The sequence below is a fragment of the Acinetobacter higginsii genome, from assembly GCF_000369525.1.
Classification (GTDB): domain Bacteria; phylum Pseudomonadota; class Gammaproteobacteria; order Pseudomonadales; family Moraxellaceae; genus Acinetobacter; species Acinetobacter higginsii.
The window spans coordinates 81,946-98,481 of record NZ_KB850072.1 but is presented as its reverse complement, the minus strand read 5'-3'; the positions used below and the strand labels follow the sequence as shown (position 1 = coordinate 98,481).

Annotated in this window: 17 protein-coding genes and 3 tRNA genes; 5 read left to right on the top strand and 15 right to left on the bottom strand. The window is 40.4% G+C overall.

Translation table 11 applies throughout. From position 1 onward, the window contains the following. Nucleotides 1–9 precede the first annotated feature (9 nt). Nucleotides 10–1,524, bottom strand: a complete 1,515-nt coding sequence (gene glpK, locus F902_RS06485; RefSeq protein WP_005202079.1) for a glycerol kinase GlpK — start codon at nt 1,522–1,524, stop codon at nt 10–12. Nucleotides 1,525–1,785: 261 nt separating this feature from the next. Between glpK and F902_RS06480 the strand changes: the two genes are divergently transcribed. Next, entirely contained in the window at nt 1,786–2,208 is a 423-nt protein-coding gene (locus F902_RS06480) for a hypothetical protein (protein WP_004801483.1), read from the top strand. A 61-nt stretch (nt 2,209–2,269) separates the two neighbouring features. Here the strand turns inward: F902_RS06480 and F902_RS06475 are convergent, their stop codons facing one another. The 3 genes from F902_RS06475 to folD form a co-directional block, all read right to left on the bottom strand. Further along, complete coding sequence (locus F902_RS06475; RefSeq protein ID WP_005202073.1) at nt 2,270–2,554, bottom strand: GNAT family N-acetyltransferase; 285 nt, start codon at nt 2,552–2,554, stop codon at nt 2,270–2,272. A 145-nt stretch (nt 2,555–2,699) separates the two neighbouring features. Continuing rightward, nucleotides 2,700–3,368, bottom strand: a complete 669-nt coding sequence (locus F902_RS06470; RefSeq protein ID WP_005202071.1) for a class I SAM-dependent methyltransferase — start codon at nt 3,366–3,368, stop codon at nt 2,700–2,702. 51 nt (nt 3,369–3,419) lie between these two features. Further along, entirely contained in the window at nt 3,420–4,268 is an 849-nt protein-coding gene (folD, locus tag F902_RS06465) for a bifunctional methylenetetrahydrofolate dehydrogenase/methenyltetrahydrofolate cyclohydrolase FolD (protein WP_004652016.1), read from the bottom strand. 152 nt (nt 4,269–4,420) lie between these two features. Here folD and F902_RS06460 point away from each other — a divergent pair. Next, a tRNA-Cys gene (locus F902_RS06460) sits at nt 4,421–4,494 on the top strand. Between the two features lie 8 nt (nt 4,495–4,502). Then, nucleotides 4,503–4,588, top strand: a tRNA-Leu gene (locus F902_RS06455). Nucleotides 4,589–4,714: 126 nt separating this feature from the next. Here the strand turns inward: F902_RS06455 and F902_RS06450 are convergent. Then, entirely contained in the window at nt 4,715–6,475 is a 1,761-nt protein-coding gene (locus F902_RS06450; protein ID WP_005202066.1) for an alkaline phosphatase D family protein, read from the bottom strand. 213 nt (nt 6,476–6,688) lie between these two features. On the opposite strand from F902_RS06450, the gene F902_RS06445 reads away from it, so the two are divergent. Next, nucleotides 6,689–6,774 (top strand) — tRNA-Leu (locus tag F902_RS06445). A 142-nt stretch (nt 6,775–6,916) separates the two neighbouring features. Here the strand turns inward: F902_RS06445 and pgaD are convergent. The 7 genes from pgaD to F902_RS06410 all read right to left on the bottom strand — a co-directional run bounded on the left by pgaD (nt 6,917) and on the right by F902_RS06410 (nt 13,652). Next, nucleotides 6,917–7,333: a poly-beta-1,6-N-acetyl-D-glucosamine biosynthesis protein PgaD gene (gene pgaD / locus F902_RS06440; protein ID WP_005202064.1), complete on the bottom strand. Its 417-nt coding sequence runs from the start codon at nt 7,331–7,333 to the stop codon at nt 6,917–6,919. A 34-nt stretch (nt 7,334–7,367) separates the two neighbouring features. Continuing rightward, nucleotides 7,368–8,624 carry a poly-beta-1,6-N-acetyl-D-glucosamine synthase gene (gene pgaC / locus F902_RS06435; protein WP_004801493.1) on the bottom strand — a complete coding sequence of 419 codons (1,257 nt, stop codon included), beginning with the start codon at nt 8,622–8,624 and terminating at the stop codon, nt 7,368–7,370. A 13-nt stretch (nt 8,625–8,637) separates the two neighbouring features. Continuing rightward, nucleotides 8,638–10,635, bottom strand: a complete 1,998-nt coding sequence (gene pgaB / locus F902_RS06430; protein WP_005202062.1) for a poly-beta-1,6-N-acetyl-D-glucosamine N-deacetylase PgaB — start codon at nt 10,633–10,635, stop codon at nt 8,638–8,640. A gap of 255 nt (nt 10,636–10,890) precedes the next feature. Beyond that, nucleotides 10,891–11,292: a hypothetical protein gene (locus F902_RS06425; protein WP_004801498.1), complete on the bottom strand. Its 402-nt coding sequence runs from the start codon at nt 11,290–11,292 to the stop codon at nt 10,891–10,893. 368 nt (nt 11,293–11,660) lie between these two features. Beyond that, complete coding sequence (locus tag F902_RS06420) at nt 11,661–12,002, bottom strand: FKBP-type peptidyl-prolyl cis-trans isomerase (RefSeq protein WP_004652009.1); 342 nt, start codon at nt 12,000–12,002, stop codon at nt 11,661–11,663. A gap of 30 nt (nt 12,003–12,032) precedes the next feature. Then, entirely contained in the window at nt 12,033–12,563 is a 531-nt protein-coding gene (locus F902_RS06415) for a YaeQ family protein (RefSeq protein ID WP_005202060.1), read from the bottom strand. Nucleotides 12,564–12,617: 54 nt separating this feature from the next. After that, nucleotides 12,618–13,652 (bottom strand): CobW family GTP-binding protein, encoded by a 1,035-nt coding sequence (locus tag F902_RS06410; protein WP_005202057.1) that lies wholly within the window; start codon nt 13,650–13,652, stop codon nt 12,618–12,620. A 479-nt stretch (nt 13,653–14,131) separates the two neighbouring features. On the opposite strand from F902_RS06410, the gene F902_RS06405 reads away from it, so the two are divergent. Continuing rightward, complete coding sequence (locus F902_RS06405) at nt 14,132–14,326, top strand: hypothetical protein (protein WP_004801506.1); 195 nt, start codon at nt 14,132–14,134, stop codon at nt 14,324–14,326. A gap of 139 nt (nt 14,327–14,465) precedes the next feature. Here F902_RS06405 and F902_RS06400 read toward each other — a convergent pair whose 3' ends face one another. The 3 genes from F902_RS06400 to F902_RS06390 all read right to left on the bottom strand — a co-directional run bounded on the left by F902_RS06400 (nt 14,466) and on the right by F902_RS06390 (nt 16,312). Beyond that, nucleotides 14,466–14,987: an acyl-CoA thioesterase gene (locus tag F902_RS06400; protein ID WP_004801507.1), complete on the bottom strand. Its 522-nt coding sequence runs from the start codon at nt 14,985–14,987 to the stop codon at nt 14,466–14,468. Nucleotides 14,988–15,204: 217 nt separating this feature from the next. Then, complete coding sequence (locus tag F902_RS06395) at nt 15,205–15,828, bottom strand: MarC family protein (RefSeq protein WP_004801510.1); 624 nt, start codon at nt 15,826–15,828, stop codon at nt 15,205–15,207. A gap of 73 nt (nt 15,829–15,901) precedes the next feature. Next, the gene (locus F902_RS06390) at nt 15,902–16,312 is read right to left on the bottom strand and encodes a J517_1871 family lipoprotein (protein ID WP_005202055.1); all 411 of its coding nucleotides are present in this window, start codon (nt 16,310–16,312) and stop codon (nt 15,902–15,904) included. Nucleotides 16,313–16,536 lie beyond the last annotated feature (224 nt).

Below are 16,536 nucleotides of genomic sequence, written 5' to 3'. Positions count from 1 at the left end.
TATTTTAGCTTAATCTTCCGCCCAATCACGAGTGCGTCCGACAGCTTTTAACCAACCTTTATAGAGTTTTTCAGTCACATCCTGACTGCACTCTGGCACAAAGGTATTTTCGATGGTCATTCTACTCTTCAATTCGTTTAAATCCGACCAGAAACCGACAGCCAAACCAGCCAAGAATGCTGCACCCATACCCGTTGTTTCTTTCATTGCAGGACGTTCAACTGAAGTGCCCATGATATCGGCTTGGAACTGCATCAAGAAATTATTGGCAGTTACACCACCATCGACACGCAAGGTACGCAATTTCTCACCTGAATCTTGCTGCATGGCATCCAATACATCACGGGTTTGGTAGGCAATCGATTCCAATGTGGCACGAATAATATGTTCGATACTTACACCGCGGGTAATCCCCAAGATTGCACCACGTGCTGTTGGATCCCAATATGGCGCACCTAAACCTGTAAATGCGGGCACCACATAGACCCCGTTGCTGTCTTTTACTTTGGTTGCATAGTATTCGGAATCATGCGAATCATTGATCGCCTTAAGTTCGTCACGCAACCATTGCACACATGAACCACCATTGAACACCGCACCTTCCAGTGCATAGTTCACTTCACCACGCGGCCCACATGCAATTGTCGTTAATAAACCATGATTAGATTGTACAATGCGTTTGCCCGTATTCATGAGCAAGAAGCAACCTGTACCATAAGTATTTTTTGCCTGACCCGCTTCAACACACATTTGTCCAAATAGCGCAGCCTGCTGATCACCAGCAATACCTGCAATTGGAATTCCAATCTCTTGCCCACTAATGGTATGTGTATAACCGTAGACTTCAGAAGAACCACGAACTTCGGGCAACATCGCTTTAGGAATATTTAACGCTTCAAGCAGTTTATCGTCCCATTCAAGCGTTTCGATGTTGAATAACATGGTGCGAGATGCATTGGTATAGTCAGTCACATGCACTTGGCCATTGGTCAATTTCCACAGCAACCATGTATCGATGGTACCAAATAAAAGCTCGCCACGTTCTGCACGTTCACGACTGCCTTCAACACGATCGAGAATCCACTTAATTTTAGTCGCAGAGAAATACGGATCAAGGACCAAACCAGTCACTTTATGAACGTAATCCTGCCAACCATCTTGACGCAGTTGATTACAAATTTCATTGCTTTGACGGCTTTGCCATACAATTGCATTGTAAATAGGTTTGCCGGTCTGCTTATCCCAAATGACAGTGGTTTCACGCTGATTGGTGATCCCAATCGCTGCAATTTGCTCGCTAGAAATACTTGCTTGCGCTAAAGCTTCAACCCATACCGCACTTTGCGTTGCCCAGATTTCCATTGGATCATGCTCAACCCAACCTGGTTGTGGGTAAATTTGCGTAAATTCACGCTGAGCAATACTGATGACATTCGCATCGTGATCCAATACGATCGCACGTGAACTGGTTGTACCTTGGTCAAATGCAACCACGTATTTCTTTTGACTATCTGTAGAGATCATGACATACCTATCCAGACTTGCTTATGTATAGTGCAATAAATTAAATGCCCGTTAAAAAACGGGCTCAAATACTACAAAAAAGCAATGACTTCTGTATTAAATAAAAAACTTGGCAGATTATATGCAAAATTGTTCGAAAACGAAAATTCTTTCTTTATATTTGAAGCTAAAAAACGATGAATAGCCTGTGTTTTAAAGATTCCTCACAATAAAAAACTTATTTTATGCGATACTAAAACCAGAAATAACAGGATCATTGATATGAAAAAAACCAATTTATTGTTAATTATGAGCGGTGCTCTTGTTCTTGCAGCCTGTCAAAGTAGTCCACATCAATACAATGGCACAACGGGTTATCAAATTGAAAATAAAACTGCCACTTCTGCGACTGTTGCCTATACCCTCGCGGCACGTAGCAATAGCGATCTAGATGAGAAAAAATTACAACATGCCTGCAAGCAAATTTTAGGTGCAGACAAAACCTATAAACTTGCAGTATTGAGTGTCAATGAAATCGTTAATCCAACCCAACAAGAGCAATATGGCGTAAAAATTGGTAATAGCCGCGCAACATTTGGCTTATCTAATTCGCCAGATTTGAATAATAGCGAAGGCTATGCAACCCGTCAGGCACTTGAAACACGTCCAAGCACACTCAAAGTGGTTCGCTATACATGTTCTTAATTTTATGACTTGATCAATAAAAATGGATGTATTCCATCATTGAGAATACATCCAACTCAACCTACCCTTTCAATACGTCATGAATCGAAAGATCTTTATCAAACACCGATTTTGCAAATGGGCATAAAGGAATGACTTTCACCTGACGTTCACGTACAAAGGCGATCAACTCCTTTAACAACTTATGTCCTACACCCTGCCCACGAAATTGATCACTTACATCGGTATGGTCAATAATGAGCATGCTATCTCCTGCCCAAGTGTATGCCATCTCACCCGCAAGCACCCCACCTTCGAACAGCTTAAATGCACCATGTTTCCCATCATCAATCTGCTGAATACTCATACACGTTCCTTTTTTAAACATTCTGCTATATAACAGCCCAAAGGCCATCTGTTTATTTCATTTCAATGTTTTAGCATGCGTGGTGAGGCGATTGTGTTGAGATTTGATAACCTCAACACTATTGTTCTTTTTTAACAAGGAATATTTATTTGGTACGATAAAAACTGACGTTTCTAAACTCTTTGGCTTCATCCAAATCTGGCCAAGTACTTGCACTACGTTCGTCAATTTTTAGATATTGAGGATGACTAAAGTTTTTGACTCGACTATCGGCAACCCAGACTTCAGGTGCGAACTTTAAGAACTCATCCAAAAAGAAACGATTGGATTGGTCGTATAGCACATCTGCTGCCAGTAGCACATCGACTTGTTCGGACTGATACAAATCGTCCAGATACTCAAGCTCAACATCATTCAGCAACGCATTTTCACGACATGATGCCAGACTCACGGGATCAATATCACAACAAATCACACGTTTAGCACCAGCCATTTTTGCCGCAATCGCAACCACACCTGAACCTGCACCAAAGTCCAGTACCACCTTATCTTTAACATGATGTGGCTCTGCCAACAGCCATTGTGCCATTGCCAGACCAGAGGCCCAACAAAAAATCCAGTACGGCGTTTCATTCCAAATCCGTCGAATCACTTCATCATCTAAACGGTCGGTCGGAAATACCGGAGGAATTAACCAGAGTGAAATCGGCGTTTCAGGTAATTGTTGTGCCAACAAATCAGTATTGGGAATCACCTGATGCAAAGCCAGCAACAAATGTTCAGGCGCTTTGGCAAATTGAAAAGTACAACTCATATTTGTTTAATTCTAAAAAAACCCCTCTTCGCGAGGGGTTATCAATAATCTTTACGCTAATGCTTTTTCAGCAGCTTCTACAGTTTGACGAATCAAAGTCGTGATCGTCATCGGCCCCACACCGCCTGGAACTGGGGTATAAGCAGACGCAATTTCTTCGATACCAACCAATTGGATATCACCAACACCACCACCATCACGTGGATGGAAACCTGCATCAACTACAACGGCACCCTGTTTGATCCAGTCTTTTTGAATCAATTCAGCTTTACCGACTGCACCGACAATAATATCTGCTTGTTTAACCAATTCTGGCAAGTTTTGAGTGCGTGAATGGCAAATCGTCACAGTTGCATTGGCTTGTAATAACATCATCGCCATTGGTTTACCCAAAATAGCAGAACGGCCCACAACAACCGCATGTTTACCTGCGATTTCAATTTTGTTTTCTTGCAAAATGGTCATGATGCCAGCTGGAGTTGCTGAACCATATGCAGCCTCACCCATTGCCATACGACCAAAACCTAAACACGTCACGCCATCCACATCTTTTGCCAATGAAATCGCATCGAAACATGCTCTTTCATCAATTTGTTCAGGCACTGGATGTTGCAACAAGATGCCATGTACATCTGGATTGGCATTTAATTTTTCAATTTCAGCCAATAATTGTTCAGTTGTGGTTTCTTTTGGAAGCTCAACTTTCAATGAGTCCATGCCAACACGACGGCAAGCATTCCCTTTCATACGCACATAAGTTGCAGATGCACCATCATCACCAACTAAAATAGTTGCCAAGATTGGGGTACGCCCCGATTTTGCTTTTAATGCTTCTACACGTACCAACAAATCCGTTTCAATTTGTTTTGCTAATGCACGACCGTCTAAAACCAATGCCACAGCGCATCTCCAAAGTGGGTATGAATCAATTGCGTAAATAATACATGATAATTTGAGCAATATTCTTTTAGATGTTGTTTTTATGTGCATATTCGCAATAAACACTATTGTTTTTTTTTTAAAGATTGCTAATATGTGCATCACCAAGAGATGGCGGGGTGGCAGAGTGGTCATGCAGCGGACTGCAACTCCGTGTACGCCGGTTCGATTCCGACCTCCGCCTCCATTGGTAAAGCCCGAGTGGTGAAATCGGTAGACACAGGGGATTTAAAATCCCCCGCCCACAAAGCGTGCCAGTTCGAGTCTGGCCTCGGGCACCATCTTTCAGCTAATGAAATATGGTGCAAATAAAAATCCAGCGTAAGCTGGTTTTTTTATGTCTAAAATTTAAGGACAGATCATAAAAAAGCCAAGTTCATTGACTTGGCTTCCCCCACGTTTGAAACTTAAGCCACTTGCTGCCCTGTTTTCACAGGCAATAAGTTTTTATCCAAGCTCAATTGATAACCACGGGTTTTATCAATCACATATTCAGGCTTTTTGATCGAATCGACATAAATCCATTGTGATTGCACTTGTGCAGCATCAAATTGAACAATCAAATAGCCTCTTTGATTTAAATTGCAGTAATTCAACTCATCAATCAAGGTTGTGAATGCAAATTCAAACTGTTGCAGTTGTGCCAATGGAATATTTAAATATTTTTCTAAGCCCGGTGAAGATACAGAACTGGTTGCTAACTCCACCCCAACGAATGCACCATCTTTACTGTATAAGTTTGACGACCAAGCGTTATGCGTATCCCCTGCCAGTACCACGACTTTTTTCTTTAATTGCGCCAAGGCAGCATACACAATCTCACGCTCAGCAAAATAACCATCCCATGCATCTAAGTTATAAGGTGCAACCGTCAGAACACGCGCTTTTTCTTGTGCTGTTAAACTAGGATCACCTTTCTGCAAGCGAATTTTTAAAGTCACCAACTCGGTAATTTGTACATTCATCTTATTTAAAGTATCTGCACTCGGATTCCCTGCGGTAATTTCAGCTAAAGCAAGCAGTAACTCAGCAGGAACCAACATCTTAGTCATCAGAATTTGCTGACCAAGTACATTCCAGTTTGCGGTCGACTGTTGCAGTTTTCCAATCAGCCAATCACGTTGGGTATAGCCCATTAGAGTACGTGCTGGATTGGTCAAATCTGCTTGGAATTTTGCAATATCCAAACCATTCGCTGTCATATAGTTGGCATAATCCAACTGTTCATCACGCGCAATAATACGCGTATCCAACATCGTCAATTGAACCAGATTACCAAAATCGAACTGGCGATAAATCTTGGTGTGTTGATCATCGACAGGGCGAATTGGCATCCATTCAAAATAGGCCTGTAGAGCTGCCAATTTACGATCAAGGAATGGACCTTCATTCGGCTGGTGATTTTCAGCCCCTTCTCGCCATGCATCATTAGCTAACTCATGGTCGTCCCAAATCACAATAAATGGATGACGATGGTGCAAGGCCTGCAAGTCTTTATCTTTACGATACAACGCATAACGCTTGCGATAATCATCCAACTTAATAATTTCTTTATTATTGTCTGCAGCAAGCGTACGACCTAATTTAGCTGCATCTTCTGCTGCATAACCATCCGCGCCATATTCATAAATATAGTCACCTAAATGGATCACCACATCGACATTTTGCTTGGCCATTTCACGATATACATAGAAATAACCTGCTGGATAGTTTGAACATGAACATACTGCAAAACTGACTTTTGTCGCACTGCTTGGCAAAGTCTTGGTTTGACCCACAGGTGAAACTTTATCCCCGAAGATAAAACGGTAGAAATAGCTTTGATCTGGTTTTAAACCTGTTGCATCTACCTTCACAGTAAAATCTTGTGAAGCCGTTGTGGTGACTTTATCGGTTTTAATGATTTGTTTGAATTGCTGATCTAAAGCAATTTCCCACGTCACTTGCAGACGCGCACTACTCTCATTTGGCGTCAAGCGTGTCCACAAGATCACGCGATCCTGTAAAGGATCACCACTGGCAACCCCATGTTCAAAATTCACTTGTAATGTTGCTGTCTCTTGATCTGAACTGTCATTACATCCTGTAAAACCCGCAGATAAAGACAACGCCCCGAAACCGAATAGACTTTTTTGAATAAGTTCCCGTCGAGAAATTTTTGCTGTCATTTGGATAGCTACCTTAACTTTTATCACTATAAATAAATGATTTAAATTAATCGGCTTAAATGAAGCTTTGATCTCAGTTTGATGAAAGAATCATGAAAGTTATATGACAGTGCTTAATTTTCATCAGATAAGCACATGAATTGATTGAAAAGAAAGCAAATAGCAAGTTTTGCTCTTGCCAAGTTTTAAAGTGTCCTCTATTATTGCGCACATGCCCGAGTGGTGAAATCGGTAGACACAGGGGATTTAAAATCCCCCGCCCACAAAGCGTGCCAGTTCGAGTCTGGCCTCGGGCACCATCTTCCAACTAATGAAAGATGGTGCAAATAAAAATCCAGCATAAGCTGGTTTTTTTATGTCTGAAATTTATGATCTGATCATAAAAAATGCCTTAATTTTTTAATTAAGGCATTTGATATTCTTAATTTAGAACAATAAGTCTTATTCTACGCGAACAATCTTACCATTCTCATCATGATGGACGATACTCACCTTCTGCTGACGTCCAATCTGAATTTCTTGCTCAGGCAATTCGAAATAACGCGCATAATCAGGTAAGGTCTTTTCAATAGCATGCTTTTTATGCACACGTTTTGCAGGTAACAAACTCCAAAGCAATAATGCAACCGCGCACATAAACAATGCCGTTACACCATGCTCAATACCATTACCAAATGCGGACATTAAACGCTGTGCGATATGGGTCTTTTGTAATTCAACCAACACCCATACCAAAATAAATGGACGCCATAACAATAACCACCCTGCCCACATCATTGCGGTGGTAGTAGTCGAGAAGTAGCGTTTATGCCATGGGAGTTGGCGACGTACATCAATAATCAAGCTGTCTGCTTTCATTGCTTTTTACTCAGCAAAATGAATCTTTTAGGATTCAACGAATTCCACGATCTGGGCTAATCCAACGGGCACGCTTCTCATCATTACGCAACAGTACCTTTGGAAAGGCGACGATTGTAGCAGTAATTGTGATCAACCAAAACACAAACGGGTACCAAATCATCCAATAATAATTTTTCCCAAGGTTTGGTTCATAACGACTATCCATCCATTTGCTTAAAGCAAACTGAATTAAACAGGTCGCCCCCAATAAAATTCCACTACCGTAAGGTAAAAATGGCGAGCTCACCACCGCCAGTGCTGGAATTGCAAAGATAAAATGCAATAACCAGATGATCGCCATAATAAGCATCAAATATGACCAAACAAGTGTCAAACACAGTTCAAACATCAACGGCCATAAAAAATTAAGTTTAGGCTTTAAAAACACATCAATATTTTTAACCAAGACCTGTGCGCCACCCATGGCCCAACGTAGACGCTGCTTCCATAAACCATTTAAGGTTTCTGGCATCAAGATCCACACCAAGGCATTTGGCTCAAAACGTACATCCCAACCTGCGCGTTGTAATTTCCAAGTGATGTCGATGTCTTCAGTCAACATGTTCGGTGACCAATAATCAACTTGATGTACTGCACTTTTACGAAAAGCGGTAATCACGCCCGATACGGTAAATAAACGACCAAAGGTTCGTTGTGCACGCTTGATCATACCAACAATCGAAGAGAACTCACCAACCTGAATGCGCCCAAGCAAGGTTGAACGTGTCCGAATACGCGGATTACCAGTTACCGCTGCCACAGTTGGATCTTCCAAGAAATGACGCATCATCCATTTGGCCGCATGCGGATCAAGCAGAGCATCACCATCAATCCCGATCAGAAATTCTGCATCGGTCATCAAGCTACCCGCTTGTAGCCCCATTGCCTTGCCTTGGTTCTGTGCCAGATGTACCACACGTAATTTTTCATACTGTGTCGCCAATCGATCTAGCACTTCACCGGTATTGTCAGAACTACCATCATTAATCGCAATCACTTCAAAGTTAGGGTAATCCAGCTTAAGTGCATGACTAATGGTTTCTTCAGCATTGTCCCCTTCATTAAAGCACGGCACTAAGACCGCAACTTTAGGATATTCAGCTAAAGCCGCAGGTTGCTGATAGGGAGGATCTTGACGCTCTCTCCAATAGAAAATGAGTGCCCCCACCATCCATAAATACGACATAAATAATGGATAGTAAAAAACAAACTTAATGGCATATGACCACAATAAAGCAATCCAACTCATCTACATTACTCGACTATGGCACTAATTGAGATGATTTTAGACCAAAAGCCTTACGCATTGTTTCAACATCTGGATGTCCTTTGATCGGATCATCTGGATAATAGGCCACATGCATTGCACCTTGTTCATATAAGGACTTAATCGTCGCAGCCATTTCTTCAGACGGCACTTTTTGGTCATTGCGCCAGTTTACCGCCTGTAACTCCATCACGGTCTTTTTAATACCGTTTGGATACTGCTTCACGCGATTCATGATATCTGAATAGAACTTAGTTGGATTGTCCGATTGCTCCATATAAGGCATTGCCATAATCGCAGTAAAATCATAACGATTCAGTGATTGCTCTAAAGATTGTGCATACCAGTTTTCTGCATAAGCATTTAAAGCCACCTGCGCATAAAGATTACGAGCAGTCACTAGGAATGGTTGATACTGACGAACCTCTCCTGCCAACTCCATTGCAAAATCATCTAAATAATTGGTTTTATAAGCCGTCCATTTTTGCAAGTCGGCATCGTTATCACGAATTTTAGCAAGGTCAGTTGGTAAGCCTTGTTTGGCATACGCCGCCAACGCATCAGGACTGGCATCTTCATAATCTGACAAAGTCACGTCATCATGGAACAACAGCCCATCAAACGGCGTCGATTTTGCTAAATCCTGATAAATTTCTTTAATGGTTTGGCGCGCTTGTGGTGAAAATGGACTGAGACGAATATAGCCCATATTCAAATGTTCGCCTGCTTTGGCTTGTTGGGTTTCCACTAAATCTTTCGACACTGGATCAGTCTTAGGCAGTTCCCACGCCAAGAGTGGCATCCAGGCATATAAACGCTGTACAGGCGTACGGGTTTGGATTTGCCAAGCCACACGATTGAACAAATCTGCACGCATTGGAATATGACGATTTGGGAAATACACCATATCGGCAGAACCGTTGGCATCTGGATCAGAAAAGGCCTGTAAATACACCGTATTTACGCCCATGCCATTAATACGGTCAATCAGATGATCGAGATTACGTTCTTGCTGCTTGGTATCTGGGTCATAAATGTAATCTAAATCGACATGCATAATTTTTTGCGGTCGATTGTTATCATTCAAATTCAATTCACGGTTCTTAATCTCTTGTGCCAAAGCACTGGTCGACATATTGCCCTGAATCAAAATACGACTCATATTTTGAAGTGATTGCTTGGCATGATCTGCCCCATCATCCAAGGTAATGGTAATCGGCATCCCCAACTGTTTGGAGGTTTGTACCAATTGCATATTATAGCGACCATACGGCCAGACCATTACACGCGGTGAACGTAAACCATGTGATTTTAATAGCTCATTGTTCTTTTTTAAATCTTGATAAACACGGGCTTGATAAGCTGCATCACTTTCATAGCTCTTAGTTTTAGGGTCATAAATACGCGTAATCGCAGCAGGTTCCAGATTGCCCTGCGGATTGCCATTAATGCCTTGATGTAAATGGTAACTGTGGCTGGCGATTTCAACCAAACCACTGTTCTGCATTTCCTTCAACTCATCCCAACTCAAGATTTTATTGCGCTCAATCAGCTCACCACCAAAATCAACTTTCTGGTCTGCTTTAGGTTCTAACCAAGATCCGACGACAGCCAACACCACTGGAATTTTTTTTGCGCGAATAATCGGATAGGCATTTTGATAAAACGACTGATAGCCATCATCCACCGTCAGCAAAATAGGTTTCGTTGGTAATTTATACTTACCTTGATGTGCTTTGATCAGTTGGTCGACATTAATAAAGTGATAGCCATTCTTTTTTAGCCAATCAATATGTTCACCAAATTGTTTGGCTGTCACAGCATAACTTGGAATCAAGGCATCTTTACGTTCTGTGATTTCATGATACCCAATGACCGTCAATGTGGTTGCATCAATTTTTGGATTTGCCGCAAAAGTTGTGGTGCAGGCAACCACCCCAAACACAAGACCTAAAACAGTTTTTAAAGTTGGGGACACTAAACGTGTTGTCATAGAGATATCGTCTCAAGATTAGAAATTCGCTGATCGCAGATCATGCCTGCATCATCTTACAATTTTATGGACAAATAAGATGTTTTTGATGGTCAGCTGGAAGTACGGATTCTATTTATAATTTTAAAAGCTGAAAATAAACTTAAATGTATTTTTTATGAAATCAATCACATTTTAATTCAATATTTTTTGGTAAGCACACTAACCCCTATTTCAAGATTTGAATTAGGGGCATTTAAGCATCCTTATACGAGATTAATATTGTATTAATTGAAAGTTAGGATGATCTGCAAGTTGCTGTAAATAGTGGCGCTCTTTTTGATAAAAATATTTATTCAGACGGTTCACCCATTCACCACGGCGGAAAGTCTGAATTTTTTTATGCACCCCATCATAGTCCAATAACACCACATTGCTATCATTTTCGCCGACTGCCAAACGCGTGATTTTATAGTCATGTGGCGCATACTGATGCGAAGGCTGTAAAGATCTGAGGATTTCAACCTTATAATCACCATCCATCCAGTAGTGTTTGTCCGTCAGCGCTTTTTCATTGACCCAAAAACCAGTCTGGGCGCCATCATGGGTATCAATCAGAAAAAAATGATCTAACTCTCTTAATAGTTCTGATGCAGTGATATCCAAATAATCATTCATATCGACCTCTACTCACTCAAATTCTTATCATTACTTTTTGCGACATTTTTTATCATCGATGAACTATAGCTGACTTACCCCCATCAACTTAGAGTCACCTGAAGCACAACATTTCACACCCTGAAAATACAGATTGATGCTTTAACAATAAGGGCCATAGAAAAATTGCTCTTTTAACTCAAAGATATACAGGACTGTATACAGAATCAATATATTTTTCTTGGGCTGTAATAAAATTCAGATGAAAGAAATGTTTTTAAAATCAAAATCTTATTATACAATTATCAATATTATTTTATCTTTATGATTTTAAAGCGATTTAGTCTAAAAATAAACCAAACCGCTTCGATTTACTCAATCAAAACTGGTTATTCGTCGCGTGTTTTTACGTCGAACAGTTCAATTTCAAAAGTCAGATTGGCATTGGCTGGAATGATCTTGCCCATTTTACGTGAGCCATAGGCCAAATGTGCAGGCACAATCAGCTTACGCTTTCCACCCACACGCATGCCCATAATGCCCTGATCCCAACCTTTAATCACACGACCGGTACCAATCACGGTTTCAAAGTAGTTGCCACGATCTAAAGACGAGTCAAACTTGGTTCCATCTTCCAACCAACCAGTATAATGAGTCGTGATTAAAGCACCACGAACCGCTTCTTTGCCTTCACCTACTTTCAAGTCAATGATTTCTAATTCTGCGCTCATTTCTATCTCTCCACATCACTCAAACTAAAATTATTGCAATTGTTGCCACTGAATGTCGACTTGACCTTTGTCACTTAACAAAGTCCATTCGCCATCCATAATATTCAACTGCAATTGCATGGTACGTTCGCATAAGCTCTCAAGTGCCTGCGTAGTTTGTGGGGCCAATTGCCACACTTGCACATTGCTCAAAGTTTTAATCTTGGTGTTTTTCTGCCACCAATCGTCTGACTGAGAACCATAAGTCACAACTGCAACACTCTTACAACGTGCACTGGCCTTTTTCACTTTATCTTCAGATGGGCAGCCCACTTCGATCCATTGCTCTAGCAGTCCGGTCAGGTCTTTTTGCCATAACGCTGGCTCATCTGTTTCAAATAAGTCTTTGGTGAACTCTAGACGTTCATCGGCAAACCGTGCATAAGCCAGAATACGAACCATTAAACGCTCAATGGTTTCAGAAGGATGCTGAGCAAGTGTGAGCTGATAATCGGCATAGATATGCTCATCCATATTGGCAATATTGAGGTCTGCCTTATATATCGTTGCTTTTAACGCCATAAACTAAACTCTTAAATACAGTGTTCTCAAATTTGGCGCTAAGCATACTCTATTTTACCGAGAAGCATGTGCGATTTGATCAAGTTGATCAACAATCGGATCGATACGGCACTGCAATAATTCTGTTTCAAAAGCCAACCAGTCACGTGTTGACTGACAAATCACCTCAATTCGATTATCAATGCTCTCCTCGGCCGACTTATAGTTAAACTGCTGCGGATTAAAATTAAAACTTTTCCAACCTAGATCGGTATTAAAAATTCCTTTAATTCGTACCCAGTCTTGTTGCGCACACAACACATCTAATAAATCATGAAAATTAAATTGCCAGCGTTTCGGCAATTTCCAACCTGCGACCGTATAACCCTGAGCCGTTTCAACATAATGATAAGGGAGTTGCTTTATTTCTGGCGTCTGTTCAATAGCTTGTGTTTGCTGCAATCTTAATAAGGGTTGGATCTTACGTTGTACAGGTTGCTGCTGAATATCCAATTGTTGCATAACCACCTGCCCATTTTCGGCTTCAATCCAATACTGGACATAGGTTTCATATTCTTGTTTTAAAGCCGCATAGGCTTGATGATCTGCTGCCGTCATACAGTCGATATGCGACAACACCACAATTTGAGCCGCTTTTAATTGATCGCTATATAAATTCTGTTTGACCCAATCCTGATCATGTAGACGACTCCCATCTACAACTATCACCAAAGCTCGCATTGCCAAGCTCGTTTGCCAATGCGGTTCAGTCAATTGCTCCAATAATTGTGCTGGATGCCCTAAGCCCGTTGGTTCAATAAACAATCGATCAGGTTTGCTTTCACTGAGTAAGCGAGAAAGTGCAATCTGCATCGGTAATTGACTGCTACAACACAGGCACCCCCCCAACAACTCTTTCACCGCATAGCCTTGTTGCTGGGTTATCAGTTGTTGGTCAACCCCAATTTGCCCAAACTCATTCATCAGAATCGCCCAAACTTCATGCTCAGGCTTTTGAGTGAGTAAATGCTGCAATAATGTGGTCTTACCTGCCCCTAAAAAGCCAGAAATAATATGAGTGGGAACTGTTTTGGGAGCAATAACCTTCACGATCGACTCGCATTGAAAATTTATTTCATTCTAAAGCGAAAAATTGATGAAATAAAATAAAGAATGATCTCCCTCTATAATTAGACTTAAAAGCCATTAAATAAAAATAAAGAGATATTCATCACATATTAAATCTAAAAATCTTATTTAAAAATAAGATATAAATGGTTTATTCAATTAATAAATTTTTAGAAAATGAAGACTAGTGTTTAAAACACGTAAAACAATAGATTATTTTTTAACCATAAAAACATATTTACATACATTTTAATCCTTAATTTCTTCATGATGTTTTACATAGCAACTACATAAAGCGATTCAATATTTCATATTGTTAAGATAGACGTAATAGATTGTTAAGAACATTGCCGCAAATACGTTTGGCACATAGCATGGACCTCATGCCGAAATTGAGAGATTGGGATTAACCGAATCCTCCTATTGCGGTTGTTATTTTAAATGAAATAAGGATGCCAAACATGAAATTTATCAAAACTGTTCTTGCGACTACACTTACTCTTGCTGCAGCTTCTACATTTGCAGCACCAGTAGAACAACAAACTGAAGAAAAAGTTGTTGTTTCAACTCAAGAGCAACCTGAAACTCAAGGTCAAGCTGCAACTGATGCAACAGCAACTGAAGCACCTGCATCTACACCTGCACCAACAAACTAATCAGATCTTAAGGTTCCTCCAGACCCTTTAGACCCACATTTATAATGATTTAAAATTTATTTCATTACAAATGTAAAAAAAGATCGAACCATGCTGCGGTTCGATCTTTTATTTTTTGAATAAGCTCTGCATTAAAAAATTAGCATTGAGTGGTTTTCTTAAACATGCTGCATGAAGGCTGATGAACTTCTTGTAAACGTGTCGCCTTACGCTGCTCTGCGGCTTCAAAGCGACAACGCTTCCATTCTGTATCTAGATTTAATTGTGGTACTTCTTTTGGCTTACGCTGTTCATCCACTGCAACCATAGTGAAATAACAAGTATTGGTATGGCGGATGGTACGCTTCTGAATATTTTGCGCTTCAACACGAATACCAATTTCCATCGAAGTACGCCCAACATGATTCACGCTGGCCAAAAAGGTCACTAGCTCACCAACATAAATTGGTTCTTTGAAATTAACGCGATCAACAGATAAAGTCACAACATAGCTGCCTGAGTATCGGCTTGCACAAGCATAAGCAACTTGATCAAGTAGCTTTAAAATCGTTCCACCATGAACATTACCTGAAAAGTTGGCCATATCAGGTGTCATCAAAACGGTCATTGTCAGCTCTGACTGGTCGTCAGGTGCTTGGTTTGCTTGATCTAATTGATACATGGGAAGAGCTCATAGAGAATACAACATGATTATTATCGTTTATTCATGGGTATAAACATATGCGCAAAACGATAAAACATCATCAATTCTTTTTATGATCTTGTTATTGTTTAATTCAAAATAATGACATCCCAAGTATTTTTGATTCAATGCATCCTCAAAAGAAAGAGAATGTTTGAAAAATACCTGAGATGTAGGAATCTGGGTTTAATACAATTCAACTCAGATTAGCTGAACGAATCAGCCCAATGATACCGTTTACAATCATATCAATTGCGATCGTACCGATCAGTAAAGCAGATAAACGTCCGACAATATCAAAATAGCGATCGATATATTTTGCATGTTTATAGCGTAAATGGTCATGACCAAACTTCATCAGGATCAAAATACTACAGGTTAGAATCAAGGTAATTGCAATAACAGCTATTGCCCCAGTAAAAGGTACACTTACCCCTGTCACTACCGCCGCACTAATTGTGCCTGGACCGATCATAAATGGCATCGCGATGGTACCCGCCAAATGCTCAGGCGCCCCCCGCATCTCACCAATGGTTTCAGCCCCTTGGAAAACATAGCGATAACCGATCACCAAGAAAATTAGACCACCAAAAATTTGAAAGGATTCGAAACGAACATTTAAATAGCGACTAAAAATATTCTCACCGCCCCAGGCAAATAGAATAAACACCCCGAAGGCGATCAAACTGCCCTGTATCAAGGCTTTACTAAATACCTTTGCATCGGTATTACGGATCATCCCGACCATGTAAACACTCATCAGGAAGGGATTGAGCAATGAGAAAAATAATGCAAACGCATGAATATAAGGAGAAAACATAACGGTCTCTTTAATCTGCGGAAAATTTTAACTGCCTGCAATCACAGGCAAGGTTTAGAATCGCAATACAAAATTAATTTAGGGCTTGCTTACAACCCACAGTGGCATTCTTTAACGAATCATCTTTATTCAGATCAAGATTAACCCCTAATCCCAATAGACTCATGTGAATGTTAGCCTCGCTGTTATTCAACGCTTTGACTTTAAACTTGACCCCTTTATCACTGTATAGGGTGTTATCAACCAACTTTACCCGATAAGACATGACTTCCTTACGGTCATCCATACACAGCATCCCAATGCCTTGACGGTTCAGACTTAACGCGACTGATGCAGCACCCGCTTCACCTGTCCAACTTCCTGAAAATGGGATCTGTGTTGTACTGAGTTGGTTAAATTGAGCAGGAGACATCGTTGTGATCGAAGTACAACCAACCAAACCCAATACCAAAATCGCGGGTAGTAAAATATTCTTCACAACCATTACCTAAACCGATCAAAATCAAATAATTGTTACTATTTTCCCATATTAAGGCCTTTTTTGATTTGTACAGCATGTATATGACTAGTATCGGAAATGTAAAAAACATTAAATAAATCTGTGATATCACAGTTATATTCAAGTTTGATACAGAGAGAAAACTAAAACCTCTAATAAAGTATTTAATTCTTTAAAGCAAAATAACCTAAATCAATGCATAAATAATT